At 69.7% G+C, this 16855-nt stretch carries 15 protein-coding genes and 1 pseudogene; 7 read left to right on the top strand and 9 right to left on the bottom strand.

The features are described from left to right. Positions 1-17: 17 nt before the first annotated feature. Both A4W93_RS02065 and A4W93_RS02060 read left to right on the top strand, forming a co-directional pair. The gene (locus A4W93_RS02065; protein WP_085749036.1) at positions 18-3200 is read left to right on the top strand and encodes an efflux RND transporter permease subunit; all 3183 of its coding nucleotides are present in this window, start codon (positions 18-20) and stop codon (positions 3198-3200) included. An 8-nt stretch (positions 3201-3208) separates the two neighbouring features. Next, on the top strand, positions 3209-4663 hold the full coding sequence (locus A4W93_RS02060) for an efflux transporter outer membrane subunit (RefSeq protein ID WP_085749035.1): 1455 nt from the start codon (positions 3209-3211) through the stop codon (positions 4661-4663). A 45-nt stretch (positions 4664-4708) separates the two neighbouring features. Here the strand turns inward: A4W93_RS02060 and A4W93_RS02055 are convergent, their stop codons facing one another. From A4W93_RS02055 to A4W93_RS02045, 3 genes are all read right to left on the bottom strand, one after another. Next, positions 4709-5425 (bottom strand): nucleotidyl transferase AbiEii/AbiGii toxin family protein, encoded by a 717-nt coding sequence (locus tag A4W93_RS02055; RefSeq protein WP_085749034.1) that lies wholly within the window; start codon positions 5423-5425, stop codon positions 4709-4711. After that, the gene (locus tag A4W93_RS02050) at positions 5418-5897 is read right to left on the bottom strand and encodes a helix-turn-helix domain-containing protein (RefSeq protein WP_085749033.1); all 480 of its coding nucleotides are present in this window, start codon (positions 5895-5897) and stop codon (positions 5418-5420) included. The genes A4W93_RS02055 and A4W93_RS02050 overlap by 8 nt, the downstream gene beginning before the upstream one ends. A gap of 97 nt (positions 5898-5994) precedes the next feature. Then, positions 5995-6291: a hypothetical protein gene (locus A4W93_RS02045; RefSeq protein WP_085749032.1), complete on the bottom strand. Its 297-nt coding sequence runs from the start codon at positions 6289-6291 to the stop codon at positions 5995-5997. A gap of 147 nt (positions 6292-6438) precedes the next feature. Between A4W93_RS02045 and A4W93_RS02040 the strand changes: the two genes are divergently transcribed. The 3 genes and pseudogenes from A4W93_RS02040 to A4W93_RS02030 all read left to right on the top strand — a co-directional run. Continuing rightward, entirely contained in the window at positions 6439-7461 is a 1023-nt protein-coding gene (locus A4W93_RS02040) for a ligase-associated DNA damage response exonuclease (RefSeq protein WP_085749031.1), read from the top strand. Next, positions 7458-9083: an ATP-dependent DNA ligase gene (locus tag A4W93_RS02035; protein ID WP_085749030.1), complete on the top strand. Its 1626-nt coding sequence runs from the start codon at positions 7458-7460 to the stop codon at positions 9081-9083. Before A4W93_RS02040 ends, A4W93_RS02035 begins: the two co-directional genes overlap by 4 nt. Before the next feature lie 34 nt (positions 9084-9117). After that, a pseudogene (locus A4W93_RS02030) lies at positions 9118-9342 on the top strand (acyltransferase family protein); the annotation flags it as partial. A 66-nt stretch (positions 9343-9408) separates the two neighbouring features. Here A4W93_RS02030 and A4W93_RS02025 read toward each other — a convergent pair. The 5 genes from A4W93_RS02025 to A4W93_RS02005 are packed head-to-tail and all read right to left on the bottom strand — an operon-like array spanning position 9409 to position 13974. Next, on the bottom strand, positions 9409-10122 hold the full coding sequence (locus A4W93_RS02025; protein ID WP_085749029.1) for an ABC transporter ATP-binding protein: 714 nt from the start codon (positions 10120-10122) through the stop codon (positions 9409-9411). A 58-nt stretch (positions 10123-10180) separates the two neighbouring features. Continuing rightward, the gene (locus A4W93_RS02020) at positions 10181-10933 is read right to left on the bottom strand and encodes an ABC transporter ATP-binding protein (protein ID WP_085749028.1); all 753 of its coding nucleotides are present in this window, start codon (positions 10931-10933) and stop codon (positions 10181-10183) included. Then, on the bottom strand, positions 10930-11886 hold the full coding sequence (locus tag A4W93_RS02015) for a branched-chain amino acid ABC transporter permease (RefSeq protein ID WP_085749027.1): 957 nt from the start codon (positions 11884-11886) through the stop codon (positions 10930-10932). Before A4W93_RS02015 ends, A4W93_RS02020 begins: the two co-directional genes overlap by 4 nt. After that, on the bottom strand, positions 11879-12799 hold the full coding sequence (locus tag A4W93_RS02010) for a branched-chain amino acid ABC transporter permease (RefSeq protein WP_085749026.1): 921 nt from the start codon (positions 12797-12799) through the stop codon (positions 11879-11881). The genes A4W93_RS02015 and A4W93_RS02010 overlap by 8 nt, the downstream gene beginning before the upstream one ends. Beyond that, positions 12796-13974, bottom strand: a complete 1179-nt coding sequence (locus A4W93_RS02005) for an ABC transporter substrate-binding protein (protein ID WP_085749025.1) — start codon at positions 13972-13974, stop codon at positions 12796-12798. The genes A4W93_RS02010 and A4W93_RS02005 overlap by 4 nt, the downstream gene beginning before the upstream one ends. 248 nt (positions 13975-14222) lie before the next feature. Between A4W93_RS02005 and A4W93_RS02000 the strand changes: the two genes are divergently transcribed. Continuing rightward, positions 14223-15341 carry an ABC transporter substrate-binding protein gene (locus A4W93_RS02000; RefSeq protein WP_237357664.1) on the top strand — a complete coding sequence of 373 codons (1119 nt, stop codon included), beginning with the start codon at positions 14223-14225 and terminating at the stop codon, positions 15339-15341. Here the strand turns inward: A4W93_RS02000 and A4W93_RS01995 are convergent. Further along, on the bottom strand, positions 15313-16224 hold the full coding sequence (locus tag A4W93_RS01995) for an AraC family transcriptional regulator (RefSeq protein ID WP_085749023.1): 912 nt from the start codon (positions 16222-16224) through the stop codon (positions 15313-15315). The two genes, A4W93_RS02000 and A4W93_RS01995, sit on opposite strands and share 29 nt — an antisense overlap. An 88-nt stretch (positions 16225-16312) precedes the next feature. Between A4W93_RS01995 and A4W93_RS01990 the strand changes: the two genes are divergently transcribed. After that, entirely contained in the window at positions 16313-16855 is a 543-nt protein-coding gene (locus A4W93_RS01990; protein ID WP_085749022.1) for a carboxymuconolactone decarboxylase family protein, read from the top strand.

Here is a 16855-nt window from a genome sequence, read left to right as displayed (position 1 = left end):
CAGACAAGAAGACCCTCATGAACTTCTCCAGATTCTTCGTGGACCGGCCGATCTTCGCGGCCGTGCTGTCCATCCTCATCTTCCTCGGCGGGCTGATCGCGATCTTCAAGCTGCCGATCTCGGAGTACCCCGAGGTCGTGCCGCCGTCGGTCGTGGTCAGCACCCGCTTCCCCGGCGCGAACCCCACCGTGATCGCGCAGACCGTCGCCGCGCCGCTCGAAGAGGCGATCAACGGCGTCGAGGACATGCTGTACATGTCGTCGCAGGCCACCGGTGACGGCGGCATGAACCTGACCGTCACGTTCAAGGTCGGCACGAACGTCGAGCAGGCCGAGACGCAGGTGCAGAACCGCGTGCAGCGCGCGCTGCCGCGCCTGCCCGAGGAAGTGCGCCAGGTCGGTGTCACCACCGTCAAGAGCTCGCCGAACATCACGATGGTGGTGCACCTGATCTCGCCGAACTCCACGTACGACGAGACCTACCTGCGCAACTACATCGTGCTCAACGTGCGCGACCGCATGAGCCGCATCCAGGGCATGGGCCAGGTGCAGGTGTTCGGCGCGGGCGACTACTCCATGCGCGTCTGGCTCGACCCGCAGAAGGTGGCCGCGCGTGGCCTGACCGCCCCCGACGTCGTGCGCGCGATCCGCGAGCAGAACGTGCAGGTGGCCGCCGGTGTCGTGGGCGCCGCGCCCGCGAAGGACGCGCCGTTTCAGCTGTCCGTCAACTCGCAGGGCCGCCTGAGCACCGAGCAGGAGTTCGGCGACATCATCATCAAGACCGGCACCGAGACCGGCGGCGTCGTGCGCCTGCGCGACGTGGCCCGCCTCGAGCTGGGCTCGCAGCAGTACTCGCTGCGTTCGCTGCTCGACAACAAGCCGGCCGTGGCCATGGGCCTGTTCCAGGCGCCGCAGTCGAACGCGCTGCAGCTGTCGACCGACGTGCGCGCGCTGATGGACGAGCTGAAGAAGGACTTCCCGCAGGACGTCGACTACGCCATCGTCTACGACCCCACGCAGTTCGTGCGTGACTCGATCAGCGCCGTGATCCACACGCTGCTCGAAGCGGTGGCCCTCGTGGTCATCGTCGTGATCGTGTTCCTGCAGACCTGGCGTGCGTCCATCATCCCGCTGCTGGCGGTGCCCGTCTCGGTCATCGGCACGTTCGCGGTGCTGCTCGCGATGGGCTTCTCGATCAACACGCTGTCGCTGTTCGGGCTCGTGCTGGCCATCGGCATCGTGGTGGACGACGCGATCGTGGTGGTGGAAAACGTGGAACGCAACATCGCGAACGGGTTGAAACCGCGCGAGGCCACGGTCCAGGCCATGAAGGAAGTGTCCGGCCCGATCATCGCCATCGCCCTCGTGCTGTGCGCCGTGTTCGTGCCCATCGCCTTCGTGTCGGGCCTGACGGGCCAGTTCTACCGCCAGTTCGCGCTGACCATCGCCATCTCGACGGTGATCTCGGCCTTCAACTCGCTGACGCTGTCGCCGGCCCTCGCCGCCGCGCTGCTCAAGCCACACGACGCGCCGAAGGACAAGCTCTCGAAAGCGATGGACTGGGCGCTGGGCGGTTTCTTCAAGCGCTTCAACCGCTTCTTCGACCGCGCATCGCACCGCTACCAGGGCGGCGTGGGCGGCGTGCTGTCGCACAAGACCGCGACCCTCGCCGTGTACGCCGTGCTCGTGGTGCTCGCCGTCGTGATGTTCCGCGTCGTGCCGTCGGGCTTCGTGCCGGCGCAGGACAAGCAGTACCTCGTGGGCTTCGCGCAACTGCCCGACGCGGCCTCGCTCGACCGCACCGAAGACGTGATCCGCCGCATGACCGACGTGGCCAAGAGCGTTCCGGGCGTGAAGAACGCCGTCGCGTTCCCGGGCCTGTCGATCCACGGCTTCATGAACGCGCCGAACTCGGGCATCGTGTTCTACACGCTCGACGACTTCTCCAAGCGCAAGGGCCCCGGCCTGAGCAGCGGCGAGATCGCGGCGCAGGTGAACCAGAAGCTGGGCGCCATCCAGGACGCCTTCATCATGGTGTTCCCGCCCCCGCCGGTGGACGGCCTCGGCACGATCGGCGGCTTCAAGCTGTACGTGGAAGACCGCGCCAACCTCGGCCAGGACGAGCTCTACAAGGCCGTGCAGGCCCTGCAGATGAAGGCCTGGCAGACGCCGGAACTCGCGGGCGTGTTCTCGGGCTACCAGATCAACGTGCCGCAGCTCGACGCGAAGGTCGACCGCACGAAGGCCAAGCAGCTCGGCGTGCCGCTGTCGGACATCTTCGACACGATGCAGATCAACCTCGGTTCGCTGTACGTGAACGACTTCAACAAGTTCGGCCGCACCTACCAGGTGATCGCGCAGGCGGATGCGCCGTTCCGGTCCGACGCCGCGTCGATCGGCCAGTTCAAGGTGCGCACCGCCACGAACGAGATGGTGCCGCTGGGCAGCCTGATGAACGTGTCGAGCACCTACGGTCCCGACCGCGTGGAGCGCTACAACTCGTTCATGGCGGCCGACTTCAACGGCGGCCCGGCCCCTGGCGTGTCGTCGGGCCAGGCCCAGGCCATCATGGAGAAGATCGCCGCCGAGACGCTGCCGCGTGGCATCGCCATCGAGTGGACCGACCTGACCTACCAGGAGATCCTGGCCGGTAACACGATGATCCTCGTGTTCCCGCTGTGCGTGTTGCTCGTGTTCCTCGTGCTGGCCGCCCAGTACGAAAGCTGGACGCTGCCGCTCGCGGTGATCCTGATCGTGCCGGCGTCGATCCTGTTCGCCCTGCTGGGCGTGTGGCTGACCAAGGGTGACAACAACATCTTCACGCAGATCGCGCTGTTCGTGCTGGTGGGGCTGTCCGCGAAAAACGCGATCCTGATCGTCGAGTTCGCCCGCGACCTGGAACACCAGGGCAAGGGCATCGTGGAAGCCGCGCTCGAGGCCTGCCACCTGCGCCTGCGCCCGATCCTGATGACGTCCTTCGCGTTCATCATGGGCGTGCTGCCGCTGGTGTTCTCGTCGGGTGCGGGTTCGGAGATGCGGCACGCGATGGGCGTGGCGGTGTTCGCCGGCATGCTGGGCGTCACGCTGTTCGGCCTGTTCCTGACCCCCGTGTTCTATGTGCTGCTGCGCAAGCTGGCGGTCCGCCTGGAGCGCAACCGCGCCCCGGCGGCCGGCACCGCGTCGCACGTGATCGAGGCCTGAGGAGCCTGATGATGACTTTCCTGAACGTTTCTTTGCTGACCCCGCTGGCCGCCGCGCTGGTCCTGGCCGGCTGCTCGCTGGCCCCGGCCGTGCCGGAGCCGGACCTGGCCGTGCCTTCGGCCTACAAGGAGAACCCGGTGCCGGACATCCCGGCCGCCCAGGGCCTGTGGAAGCCGGCCGCCCCGTCCGAGGCCGTCGCGCGGGGCGAGTGGTGGACGGTGTTCGGCGACGAGCGCCTGAACGCCCTCGAGGCGCAGGCCGCCCAGGCGAGCCCCACGCTCGCCTTCGCCGCCAGCCGCGTGAAGGCCGCCCGCGCGCAGCTGCGCGTGAGCGAGGCCGATCGCATCCCGCAGGTGGGCCTGCAGGCCGGCGGCCGCCGCGCCCGCTCGGCGCCCGCCACGCAGGGCCTGCCCGACGGCACGGCCATGTCGCCCGGCACGCTGTGGCAGGCCGGCCTCGGCGTGAGCTACGAGGTGGACCTGTTCCAGCGCGTCGAGAACACCATCAACGCGGCGAAGGCCGACGCGGCCGCGGTCGAGGCCAGCTACCGCTCGGTGCTGCTCGCGCTGCAGGGCGACGTGGCGATCACCTACTACGCGTTGCGCACGGCCGATGCCAACATCGCCCAGCTCGACTCCACCGTGAAGCTGCGCGACGAGACGGCCCGCCTGATCGACAAGCGCTTCCTGGCCGGCGACGTGGCCGAGATCGACGTGGCGCGGTCGCGCACGGAACTCGCCACGGTGCAGGCCGAAGTGGCCCAGCTGCGCGGCCAGCGGGCGCGCCTCGAGCACAGCCTCGCGCTGCTGCTGGGCGAGGCCCCGTCGAGCTTCCGCTTCGAGGTGGCCCCGCTGCCCGACTCGGCGTCCCTGCCGGTCGTGCCGGCCGGCCTGCCGTCGGCGCTGCTCGAGCGGCGCCCCGACGTGGCCGCGGCGCAGCTGAGCATGCAGGCGGCCACCGCCCGCGTGGGTGCGGCGAAGTCGGCCATCTTCCCGTCGCTGGCGCTCACCGCGAACGCAGGCTTCGCGTCGTCCGAACTGGAAGACCTGTTCAAGCGCAGCGCGCGCGAGTGGCTCGTGAGCGCGGTGTTCTCGCTGCCGATCATCGACGGCGGCCGCAACAAGGCGGCGATCAAGTTCGCCGAGGCGCAGCTCGACGGCGCCGTGGCGACGTACCGCGACGCGGTGCTGCAGGCGTTCGCCGACGTCGAGGGCAACCTCGCGGGACTGCGCAGCGCACGCGAGCAGGTGGCCTACATCGACAACGCGGTGGGCTCGGCCCGCCGCGCGGCCGAACTCGCCGACAAGCGCTACCGCGCGGGGGAAGACAGCTACTTCGAGCTGATGGACGCCCAGCGCAACCTGCTCACGGTGCAGCGGCAGGCCGTGCAGCTGCGCGGGCTGCAGGCGGCGAATACGGTGGGGTTGATCCGGTCGCTGGGTGGGGGGTGGAACGCGCCCTGAGCCTGTCGTCGGCAAGAAGGCCCGCCGCGCCACGGCGGGCCTCCATCAGGCGCCCACCGCGCCGGACGCCCGCGCCAGCGTGCGGACCCGCTGCCACACCAGCGCCTTGGGAACCTGCATGTCCATCGCGTTCAGACACCGTTCGAGCCAGCCGTCGCGATCGCGAAGGCCGCCGATGGCCTTGCCCAGGTCCCGCAGGATCGAGTCCCCGTAGGCCGCCTTCGCCTTGTCCAACGCGGCGCGCAGCAAAGGCGCTCGCATCGGCATCATCGCCAGGTCGATCAGGTCACGCGAGAACACGCCGTCGTCGCGCCAACGATCGGAATTGGCGAGCAGCTTGCCGGTCGCCAGGTCAAGGGGGGTCAAGGTCGACACCCCGCACACCACATCGTCCGCACCCGGTGTGTCGAACGCGATGCGTCCCTCCAGAACCAGCTCGAACTTGATGTCCTGGCCACCGGTGCGAATCGCGGTCCGAACGCCGTACTGGTCGGCGCGCATGTCCCGAACCTGATCGGGCACCAAAGCACCCGTTCTCACGATGGAGGCGAATCCGGCCGGCCCCGTCAGCAAGTGACGCAGCGTGCGGTACCCCTCGACACGGGACACCAGGAAGTCGATGTCGACCGACTCGCGGTACTCGCCGAATCGGAGTGCCATCGCGGTCCCGCCCCCGAAGTACGCGCCATGTTCGCGCAACAGGGCCGCGTCCAGCGACTCGAGGACCACCGCGATGCGCCGGTGATGCGGGCGTTCAAACATCGCGAGACCTCCCGCCCAGCACCGAGCGCAGGGCTCCGAGCAAGTCCCGCTCGTGGGGCGCCATCGAGGCCTCGTCGACATGGCGACGGTTGCGCTCGTAGATGTCCAGCGCCTCCGAAGGCGAAAGCTCGTCCGTCCCATGGACCTGCCATGCCAGCCGCTGGAGCTCGGGATAGTCGGAGATCCGCACCCGCAGCGGGATCGACGACATCGGCGCACGCGCAGGCGTGGACTGCGGTCCCTCGATGTCCCATTTCAATCCCATCGCAGACATGGCCGCAAGCCACGCGCCCACGGTCACGGAGGCTTCCCCGTTCTCGATGCGATGCCAGGTGACCCGGGACATGCCGGCGGCCTCGGCCGCGGCGGTAGCGCTGATCCGCAAGGCCTTGCGGTGGGCGCGCAAGCGTTCGCCCCAAGCGGCGAGTTGATCCGCATGGGCCTGGATGAGCGACGGGTTGCTGGCCGGCATGGTGTTTCTCATTCTAGGCAAACCGAGTGGTTTGTAAAGAATGGGAAACAGTTTGATCGAATGACCCCGCAGGGTCGCGCCCCAGCGGGGCGTCAGATCACATGAATCGCCCGAACCAGATCGACGCGATCATCGCTGCGCCGAGCGTCAGCAGCCACGCCTGGATCGGCGCCGGCTCGGTTCGCGGCCGCTGCATCACGTGACGGTGGTTCAGGAACAAGGCGAGCGAAGCGCCCCCGGACAGCACGAACACCAGCGCCAGCGTCAGGCCGACGATGGAGCCGTTGTGGAAGGCGGAGATGCCCATCACCATCTGGCCCATCAGCAGGCCGGTGGCGGCGCAGGCCAGGGTCTTGGGCGAAACGGCGAAGGGGGTGGCGGGGGACTTGCTCATGGGGGACTCGCTGTGAAGGCTCCAATCTAACGGCGGCCCCCGATCCCGGTTGACCGGAAAATGTGCGGTTCCTGACGCCAGTTCCGGCTTTCGAATCCGCCGCCGTCCGACAGCGCGGGCATTCGGCGACCGTGATACTCCGCCCACATGCCCATCTCGGACGACAACGACCTGGTGGTGGCCCGGCCCCAGGGGCTGTACTGCCCGCCGGGCGACTTCTACATCGATCCGTGGCGGCCGGTGTCGCACGCGTTGATCACCCACGCCCACGGCGACCACCTGCGCCCGGGCCACGGGCACTACCTCGCGGCGGCGCCCGGCGCCGGCGTGCTGCGCGCCCGGGTCGGCGACGTGCCGCTGCAGGCGCTGCCCTACGGCGAACGCATCACCCACCGCGGCGTGACCGTCTCGTTCCACCCGGCCGGCCACGTGCTCGGCTCCGCGCAGATCCGCCTGGAACACGCCGGGCGCACCTGGGTCGTCTCCGGCGACTACAAGACCGGCCCCGACCCCACCTGCCCGCCGTTCGAGCCGGTGCGCTGCGACACCTTCATCACCGAATCCACGTTCGGCCTGCCGGTGTTTCGCTGGAAACCGCAGCAGGCCGTGTTCGCGGAGATCGACGCCTGGTGGCGCGCGAACGCCGCCGCGGGCCGCACCTCGGTGCTCTACGCCTACTCGTTCGGCAAGGCCCAGCGGGTGCTGGCCGGCATCGACCCGTCCACCGGGCCCATCGTGGTCCACGGCGCGATGACTGCGCTGAACGACGCCTACCGCCAGGCCGGCGTCGCGCTGCCGCCGACCCGCCTCGTTTCCGAGACGGACCCGGCCGACCTGAAGCGGGCGCTGGTGATGGCCCCGCCGTCCGCCCAGGGCAGCCCCTGGCTCAAGCGGTTCGGCGACTTCAGCGACGCCTTCGCGTCGGGCTGGATGCAGCTGCGCGGCACGCGCCGGCGGCGGGGGCTGGACCGCGGCTTCGTGCTGTCCGACCACGCCGACTGGCCCGGGCTGCTGGAGGCCGTGGCCGCCACCGGCGCCCCGCGCGTGATCGTCACGCACGGCTACGTCGACCCGCTCGTGCGGTACTTCGCCGAACAGGGCCTGGACGCCGGGGCCTTCCGCACCGAATACGGCGACGAGGCCGCGGGGGATCCGGAGGCGGCCGCGTGAAGGCCTTCGCGGCGCTGTTCGCCGACCTCGACACCACGACCTCGACGAAGGCGAAGACCGAGGCGCTGGAGGCGTACTTCCGCAACGCACCGCCGGCCGACGCCGCCTGGGCGCTCTACGTGCTGGCGGGCGGCAAACCGCGCCAGACCGTGCCCACCGCGCTGATCCGTTCCACCGCGCGCGAGATGGCCGGCATCCCGGAGTGGCTGTTCGACGAGAGCTACGACGTGGTGGGCGACCTCGCCGAAACGGTGGCCCACATCCTGCCGCCCGCCGGGCGTGGGGTGGAAACGCCCCTGCACGTGTGGATGCAGGAGCGCCTGATCGCGCTGCGCGGCCAGCCGCCCGAGGTCGTCGCCGCCGCGCTGCGCGGCTGGTGGGACGAGCTGGACACCTCCGGCCGCTTCCTGCTGACGAAGCTGATCGGCGGTGGATTCCGCGTGGGCGTCGCCCGCAACCTCGTCGTGCGCGCGCTGGCCCAGGCCGCCGGGCTCGACGCCAAGGTGCTCGCGCAGCGGATGATGGGCTACACCGACAAGCAGCACACCCCGTCGGCCGCCGCGTTCACCGCGCTCACCGACCCGGACCACGTGGCCACGGCCAGCGGCCAGCCCTACCCGTTCTACCTCGCCCACCCGCTGCAGGCCGACGTCGCCACGCTCGGCGACCGCACCGACTGGCTCGTCGAATGGAAGTGGGACGGCATCCGCGCGCAGTTCATCCGCCGCGGCGGCGAGGCGTGGCTGTGGTCGCGCGGCGAGGACCTGCTGAACGGCCGCTTCCCGGAGATCGACGCAGCCCATGGCCGGTTGCTTGACCACACCGTGCTCGACGGCGAGATCGTCGTGTGGCGCGACGGCCACGTGATGCCGTTCGCCCAGCTGCAGCAGCGCATCGGGCGCAAGAACGTCACGAAGAAGATCCTCGCCGACCTGCCCGTGGCCTTCCTCGCGTACGACGTGCTCGAACAGGCGGGCGAGGACCTGCGGTCGATGCCGCAGTGGCAGCGGCGCGAACGTCTGGAATCCCTCGTCGCCGACGAAGGTCCGCTGAAGCTGTCCCCGCTCGTCGACGCCCCCGACTGGCCTTCGCTCGCCACGCTGCGCGAGGAATCGCGGTCCCGCGGCGTCGAGGGGTTCATGCTGAAGCACCGGGACGGCCGCTACGGCACCGGCCGCACGAAGGACGCGGGCGTCTGGTGGAAGTGGAAGGTCGACCCGTACACGATCGACGCGGTGCTGATCTACGCGCAGAGCGGCCACGGCCGCCGCGCGAACCTCTACACCGACTACACCTTCGCGGTGTGGGACGGCGACACGTCGGATCCCGAGAACCCGCGCCGCCTCGTGCCGTTCGCGAAGGCCTACTCCGGCCTCACCGACGACGAGATGCACCAGGTGGACCAGCGCATCCGCCAGACCACCACCGAGAAATTCGGCCCGGTGCGCAGCGTCACGCCCACGCTGGTCGTCGAACTCGGCTTCGAGGGGCTGCAGCGTTCGCCCCGCCACAAGTCCGGCATCGCCGTGCGGTTCCCGCGCATGCTGCGGCTGCGCTGGGACAAGCCGGTCGACGAGGCCGACACCCTCGCGACGCTGCAGGCGCTGATCCCAGCGCCCTGACCCCCCCACCCGACCCGCCGCCGGCACGCACCGGGTGGACCCGGCCGCGCACCCGGCCTACCGGGCCGACATCGACGGCCTGCGGGCGATCGCGGTCGGCTGGGTCGTGCTGTTCCACTTCTTCCCGAACCACTTTCCGGCCGGGTTCGCGGGCGTGGACATCTTCTTCGTGATCTCGGGCTACCTGATCACGACCATCATCGCGGGCCAGATGGACACCGGCCAGTGGCGCTACACGGGCTTCTGCGTGCGGCGCATCAACCGCATCTTCCCGGGCGCGAACAAGAGCGAAGAGCGCGAAGCGCGCGTGCCCTGCTTCTGGTTGTCAGACCCCCAGGTAGCGGTGCCAGAGCGACTCGTCGGCCGCGAGCGCCGGCGACGCGCCCTGCCACACCACGCGCCCGCGTTCGACGATCGTGTGGTGGTCGGCGAGGCCCACCAGCCGCTGCACGTACTTGTCGACGACGAGGATGGCCTGCCCCTCGGCGCGCAGCGCCGCGAGGCACCGCCAGATCTCCTCGCGCACGAGGGGCGCGAGGCCCTCGGTGGCCTCGTCCAGCACCAGCAGGTGCGGGTTCGTCATCAGCGCGCGGCCGATGGCGAGCATCTGTTGCTCGCCGCCCGAGAGCTGGTTGCCGCGGTGGTCGGCGCGTTCCTGCAGGCGCGGGAACAGCGCGTGGACACGCGCCAGCGTCCACGGATCGCGGCGCCCCGTGCGGTTGGCCGCGAAGGCCACGAGGTTCTCGTGCACCGACAGGTTCGGGAAGATGCGCCGCCCCTCGGGCACGAGCGCGAGGCCCAGCCGCGCGATGCGGTCGGGGGCGAGGCCATCGATGCGGTCGCCACGGAAGCGAACCGAACCCGCACGCGCCGGCATCAGGCCCGCGAGCGTGCGGATCGTGGTCGTCTTGCCCATGCCGTTGCGGCCCAGCAGTGTGGCCACCTCGCCCGCGCCGATGCGCAGGTCGATGCCGAACAGCACCTGGCTCGGGCCGTATGCCGCTTCGAGCCCCTGGATTTCGAGCAAGACTTCGCTCATTGAGAACCTTCGCCCTGACGGGCTGCGGTGTGAGCCCCTTGGGGCGGCCCGGCGTGGCTCATGCGATCTCATCCCCGAGGTAAGCACGACGCACATCGGGATGCGCGCGGATCTCGTCCGGTGTCCCGCACGCGATGACCCGCCCCGACACCAGCGTCGAGATGCGGTCGGCGAGCTGGAACACCACGTCCATGTCGTGTTCGACGAGCACGAGGGTCAGGCCACCGCGCAGCGACTGCAGCAGCGCCAGCAACCGTGCGGTCTCGTCCGGGCCCATGCCGGCCATGGGTTCGTCGAGCAGCAGCAGCTTCGGGTTCGTCGCGAGCGCGAGGCCCACCTCGAGCTGCCGCTGTTCGCCGTGCGAGAGTTCGTTCGCGAGGCGCCCGAGCTTGGCCGCGAGGCCCACACGTTCGGCCACGGCAGCGGCCTCGTCGTAGCGGGCGCGTTCGGACCGCGCAGGGCGCCAGAAGCGCAGGCTGCCGCCGGAGCGCGCCTGCACCGCGAGCGCGAGGTTGTCGAGCACGGGCAGGCGGCCGAACACGTTGGTGATCTGGTACGAGCGCGCGAGGCCCGCGTGCACACGCTTCGCCATCGGCAGCGCGGTGACGTCGGCGCCGTCGAACACGATGCGGCCCGCATCGGGTGCGAGGCTGCCGGCGATCTGGTGGATCAGCGTGGTCTTGCCCGCGCCGTTGGGGCCGATCAGCGCATGCACTTCACCGGCCCGCACGTCGAGCGTCGCGCCGTCGGTGGCCGCGAGGCCGCCGAAGCGCTTCACGAGGCCGTCGACGTGGAGGATCGTCGCGCTCATCGGCGCCTCCGGAAGCTCATCACGCCGTTGGGGGCCAGCAGCACCACGGCGAGCAGCACGAGGCCCAGCACGAACTTCCAGTGCGTCGTGTAGCCCGACAGCAGTTCCTCCAGCAGCAGGAAGATCGCCGCCCCGGCGAGGCCACCGTACAGGTGGCCCACGCCGCCGAGGATCACCATCATCAGCAGCAGTCCCGACTGGTGCCAGTCGAGCAGTGACGGGCTCACGAACCCGCTCTGGTTCACGAGCAGCACCCCCGCCACGCCGGCCAGCGCCCCCGCCAGCACGAAGGCCGCGAGGCGGTAGCGGAAGACGGGGAAGCCGATGGCGGCCATGCGCGTCTCGTTCTCGCGCAGCCCCTGCAGCGTGTGGCCGAAGCGGGCGTTGAGCAGGCGCTGCACGAACAGGAACGCGAGCGCGCAGACGGCGAGCGTGAGCAGGTAGAAGGTGCGCTCGTCCCCGAGGTCGACGGCTTCCGCGACGAGCGACTTGGACATCAGCGACAGGCCGTCCTCGCCGCCGTACGCCTTCAGCGAGGTCATCACGTAGTACAGCATCTGCGCGAACGCGAGCGTGATCATGATGAAGTACACGCCGCGCGTGCGCAGGCTGATGGCACCGATCGCGGCGGCCAGCAGCGCGCTCACCAGCACCGCGGCGGGCCACGCGATCCACGCGCTGGCGATGCCGTCCTGCATCAGGATGGCCACGGTGTATGCGCCGGCACCCACGAAGGCCGCGTGGCCGAAGCTCACGAGGCCGCCGAAGCCGAGCACAAGGTTCAGGCTCGTGGCGGCGAGGCCGAAGATCAGCACGCGGGTGGCGAGACCGAGGTAGAAGTCCTGGCCCGCGGCCTGCAGCATCCACGGCAGTGCCACCAGGGCGGCGAGCAGCACCAGCGCGGGAACCTTGCGCAGCCGATGGTCGAGCGGAGACGAAAAGAAATCAGCCATGCGAAGGGAACAGGCCTTGCGGCTTCCAGAAGAGCACGGCCGCCATCAGCACGTAGATGAGGATGGATGCGAGCGCGGGTGCCACGTCGGAGGCCGCGGCCGGTCCGGCGAGCCGCTCCAGCAGCGGCGGCAGCAGCGCGCGGGCGGCGGTGTCGATCACGCCGATCAGCAGCGCGCCGATGAACGCGCCGCGCACGGACCCGATGCCACCGATCACGATGACCACGAACGCGAGGATCAGGATGTTCTCGCCCATGCCCACCTGCACCGCGAGCAGCGGGCCGAGCATGCCGCCCGCCACCGCGCACAGCGCCGCGCCCAGGCCGAACACCGCGGTGAACAGGCGCCGCACGTTCACGCCCATCGCGAGCGCCATCTCGCGGTCGGACGCGCCCGCGCGCACCTGCATGCCCAGCCGCGTGCGCGTGACGAGCACCCACAGCCCCCCGGCCACGAGCAGGCCCGTCGCGATCACGAGCAGGCGGAAGGCGGGGTACGAGAAGCCGGGCAGCAGCTCGACCGGGCCCGACAGCGCGGGCGGCGGGTTGAGCGTCATCGGCTGCGAGCCCCAGATCCAGCGCACGCCCTCGTTGCACATCAGCAGGATGGCGAAGGTGCCGAGCACCTGCGAGAGGTGGTCGCGTTCGTAGAGGCGGCGCAGCACCGTGGTCTCGAGCAGCACGCCGAAGAGCGCGGTGCCGGCCACGCCCGCCACGAGACCGAGCCAGAACGACCCGGACGCGAGACTCGCCGCCGCGATCAGGTACGCCCCGACCATGTAGAGCGACCCGTGCGCGAGGTTGATCATGTCCATGATGCCGAACACGAGCGTGAGCCCCGCCGCGAGCAGGAACAGCATCAGGCCGAACTGCAGCCCGTTGAGTGACTGCTCGAGGACGAGGATGCCCGTCACGACGGCATCTTGCAGGTGCTGGCGTACGCGTCGGCGTGGGCCTTGAACACGGTGCCGAGGGTGCGGTTCGTCACGCGCCCCTGCGCATCCTTCGTGATCACGCGCAGGTAGTAGTCCTGGATCGGGTGGTGGTTCGTGTTGAACTTGAACGCCCCGCGCACCGACTCGAACTTCGCCGCCTCGAGGGCCTTGCGGACGGCCTTCTTGTCGTCGAGCTTGCCCTTCGTGTCGCGAACGGCGGCGTCCATCAGGCGCGCGGCGTCGTAGCCCTGCGCGGCGTACAGCGTGGGCAGGCGGCCGTATTCCTTCTGGAAGTCGGCCACGAACCGCTTGTTCGCCGCGTTGTCGAGGTCGTGCGCCCACTGCGACGTGTTGAACATGCCGAGCATGGGTTCACCCACCGCGCGGATCACGTCCTCGTCGGCCGAGAAGCCGGGGCCGAAGAGGGTCATCTCCTTCGACAGGCCCGCGCCCACGAACTGCTTGATGAAGTTGATGCCGAGGCCGCCCGGCAGGAAGATGTAGACGGCGTCGGGCTTGGCCGCGCGCATCTTCGAGACCTCGCTGCCGTAGTCGAGCTGGTTCAGCGGCGTGTACGTCTCCGACACCACCTCGCCCTTGAAGTAGCGCTTGAAGCCGGCCAGCGCGTCCTTGCCCGCCGGGTAGTTCGGCGCGAGCAGCGCCACGCGCTTGAAGCCCTTGTCCGTGACCGTCTTGCCCATCGCCTCGTGCTGGTTGTCGTTCTGGTACGCGACGTTGAAGTAGTACGGGTTGCACTGCGTGCCGGCGAGTTGCGACGGGCCGGCGTTGGCGCTAATGTAGAACGTGTTCGACTGGAACACCGGCGGCGCCACGGCCAGCAGCAGGTTCGAGAACACGATGCCGGTCATGAAGTCGACCTTGTCGCGCTTGACGAGGCGTTCGGCACTCTGGCGCGCGACCTCGGGGTTCTGCTGGTCGTCGACCACCACCACCTCGGCCGGCAGGCCGCCCAGCTTGCCGCCGGCGTGCTTGACCGCGAGCTGGAAGCCGTCGCGGATGTCGATGCCGAGGCCCGAGCCCGGACCCGAGAGCGTGCTGAGCAGCCCCACCTTCACCGCGTCCGCTGCATGCGCCGCACCCGCCACGGCGAGCGACGCCGCCAGAGCCACCACACGCACCGAGGTCCACTTCATGGCCGATCCTTTGTCTGTGTCGAGTCGAAGGCGCCCGGACCGTCCGGGCGATGGGGCTGGATTTTCTCCGATGTCTGGAATGTTTCCATGTCGCATCCGCGAAGGGAGACCGTGACATATGTCGCTGCATCGACCCCGGGCGGGTGACAGACGGCATCCCATGAACCCGGGGGTTTGTGAAAGGATACGGGTTTGTCCTCAATGGCCACGGCGCTCGCCGGATGGCCGACGGTGTCTGGAGTACCCCCTTGAAGTTCCCCCTCTCCGGCCTGCTGGCCGCCGCTGCATTGGCCCTGTCCGTGTCCGTGCCCGTTTCCGCCCAGATCGTGGTCGGCCAGACCTCGGGCTTCTCCGGCCCCGTCGCCGCCTCCGTGAAGGAACTGACCGAAGGCGCGCGCCTCTACTTCGACGCGGTGAACGCTGCGGGCGGCGTGAACGGCCAGAAGATCGAGCTGATCAGCCTCGACGACAAGTTCGACCCGAAGGTCGCCGCCGAAAACGCACGCCAGCTGGTGACCGAGAAGAACGTGATCGCGCTGTTCCTCACGCGCGGCACGCCGCACACCGAGGCCATCCTTCCGCTGCTGGCGCAGCACAAGGTGCCGCTCGTGGCCCCGAGCACCGGCGCGATGGTGCTGCACAAGCCCGTCAACCCGTACGTCTTCAACGTGCGCGCCACGTACCAGCGCGAAGCCGAACGCGCCGTGCGCCACCTGAGCCTGATCGGCCAGGACCGCATCGCCATCCTGCAGGTGGACGATTCCTTCGGCAACGACGTGGCCGCGGGCGCGGACGCCGGCTTCGAAGGCGTGGGCAAGAAGCCCGTCGTCAAGCTCGCGTTCGACCGCACGAAACCCGACTTCTCGCAGGCCGCGCCGGCCATCGTGAAGGCCGACGCGCAGTCCGTGCTGATCATCGGCTCGGCCAACGCCGTGGTCGACGCCACGAAGGCCCTGCGCGCGCTGGGTTCGCGCGCCACCATCGTCACCGTCTCGAACAATGCCTCCACCGGGTTCATCAAGCAGATGGGCCCGCTGGGCCACGGCACCATCGTCACGCAGGTGTTCCCGTACGAACGCTCGATGTCCGCACCCATCGTGAAGGAAGCCGCCGACCTCGCCCGCGCGAAAGGCATGGACGGTGTCTCGCCGGCCCACATGGAAGGCTTCAGCGCCGCGAAGGTGCTGGTGGAAGGCCTCAAGCGCACGAACGGCAAGTTCACCCGCCAGGCCCTGACCGCCGCGCTCAACACGATGCAGAAGGTCGACCTGGGCGGCATGGAGCTGAGCTTCAGCGCGAACGACCACACCGGGCTGGTCTACACGGACATGTCCATCATCAGCGAGGACGGGAAGTTCCGGCGCTGAAGTCCTCCGGGGATCGCCGCTTGAGCCACTCCCGCGGCGAGATCCCCACCTTCTGCGCGAACACCCGTGACAGCGCCGCCGCGCTCGCGTAGCCCAGGTCGCCCGCGAGCTGCTTGATGGAGGCGCCCTTGCGCAGCTCCGCCTGCGCGATCGACAGGCGCCAGTGCGCGAGGTACTCCGCGGGCGTCTCGCCCACGTGGGCCTTGAAGGTGGCCGCGAACACGCTGCGCGACAACCCCGCCTCGTGCGCCATCGATTCGAGCGACCAGGCATCGCCCGGCCGTTCGTGCATCGCCACCAGCGCACGGGCAAGTGCCGGGTGCGACAGCCCCGACAGCAGCCCGAGCGGCACCTCGCCCTCGGCCGGGTGGTCGAGCAGCCAGCGCAGCAGCTGCAGCAGCAGCACCTCGAACAGCCGGTCGGCCAGCAGCCGCTGGCCGCAGCGCACGCGCGTCGTCTCGGCGAACAGCAGCGCGAGCGTGTGGTCGATGCCCTCCACCTTCGCCAGCGGCAGCACCACCACCGGCGGCAACGCCCGCGCGAGGGGATGCGATGCCCCACCGTCGAACGCGAGCGTGGCGCACGTGAAGTCGTTGTCTTCCTCGGGCGGGTTGTGGAAGGTGTGGGCGAGCGGGCGCGGGTAGAACAGCACGCTCGGCTCGGTGACCTCGATGCGCCGGGGTGCCGACGGGTCGTCGCCGTGCGTGACCACCATCTCGCCGCGGCGGATCACGTGCAGGAAACCGATGCCCGGACGTTCGGCGTAGTGCGTGACGCCACACAGCGGCCCGGCATGGAACAGGTGCGCGCGCACACGGAAGCGCTCCAGCAGCGCCGAGAGGCGGTCCACCGGGTCGGCGGGGGCAGCAGGTCGATCGGACATGTTTTCAGGACGTTTCGACACCCATCGTATCGCATCCGGCCCGACAGTGGACACCGTGCGCTGTTGCACGACTTCCAGGAGAACCACCATGTCCCGCCTTCCCCTCGTCCAGAACCCCACCCACGCCGGCACGCGCGACACGCTCGACCGCATCCAGCGGGCCTTCGGCGCCACGCCCAACATGTTCCGCGCCGTCGCCAACTCGCCGGCCGCGCTCGCCAGCATGTGGGGCTCGTTCGGCGCGCTGTCCACCGGCACGCTGGGCGCCGCCATCGGTGAACGCATCGCGATCGCGGTGGCCAACCGCAACGCGTGCGAATACTGCCTCGCCGCCCACACCGCGATCGGTGGCAAGGCCGGCGTGAACGCCGCCGAGCTGGCGTCCGCGCGGGATGGGGTGTCGGCCGACCCGAAGGCCGAAGCCGCGATGCGCTTCGCGCTGCGCCTCGTCGACGGCCGCGGCCAGGTGAGCGACGCCGACTTCGCCACGCTGCGGGCCGCCGGCTTCACGGACGCGGAAATCGTCGAGGTCGTGGCCCACGTCGCGCTGAATCTGTTCACGAACTATGTGAACATCGCGTTCGACGTTCCTGTCGACTTCCCCGCCGTGCCGCTCCAGCGCGCGGCCTGA

Source organism: Piscinibacter gummiphilus, assembly GCF_002116905.1.
GTDB lineage: Bacteria > Pseudomonadota > Gammaproteobacteria > Burkholderiales > Burkholderiaceae_C > Rhizobacter > Rhizobacter gummiphilus.
Note: the sequence above shows the minus strand (reverse complement) of the source record. Positions and strands in the feature narration are given on the sequence as shown.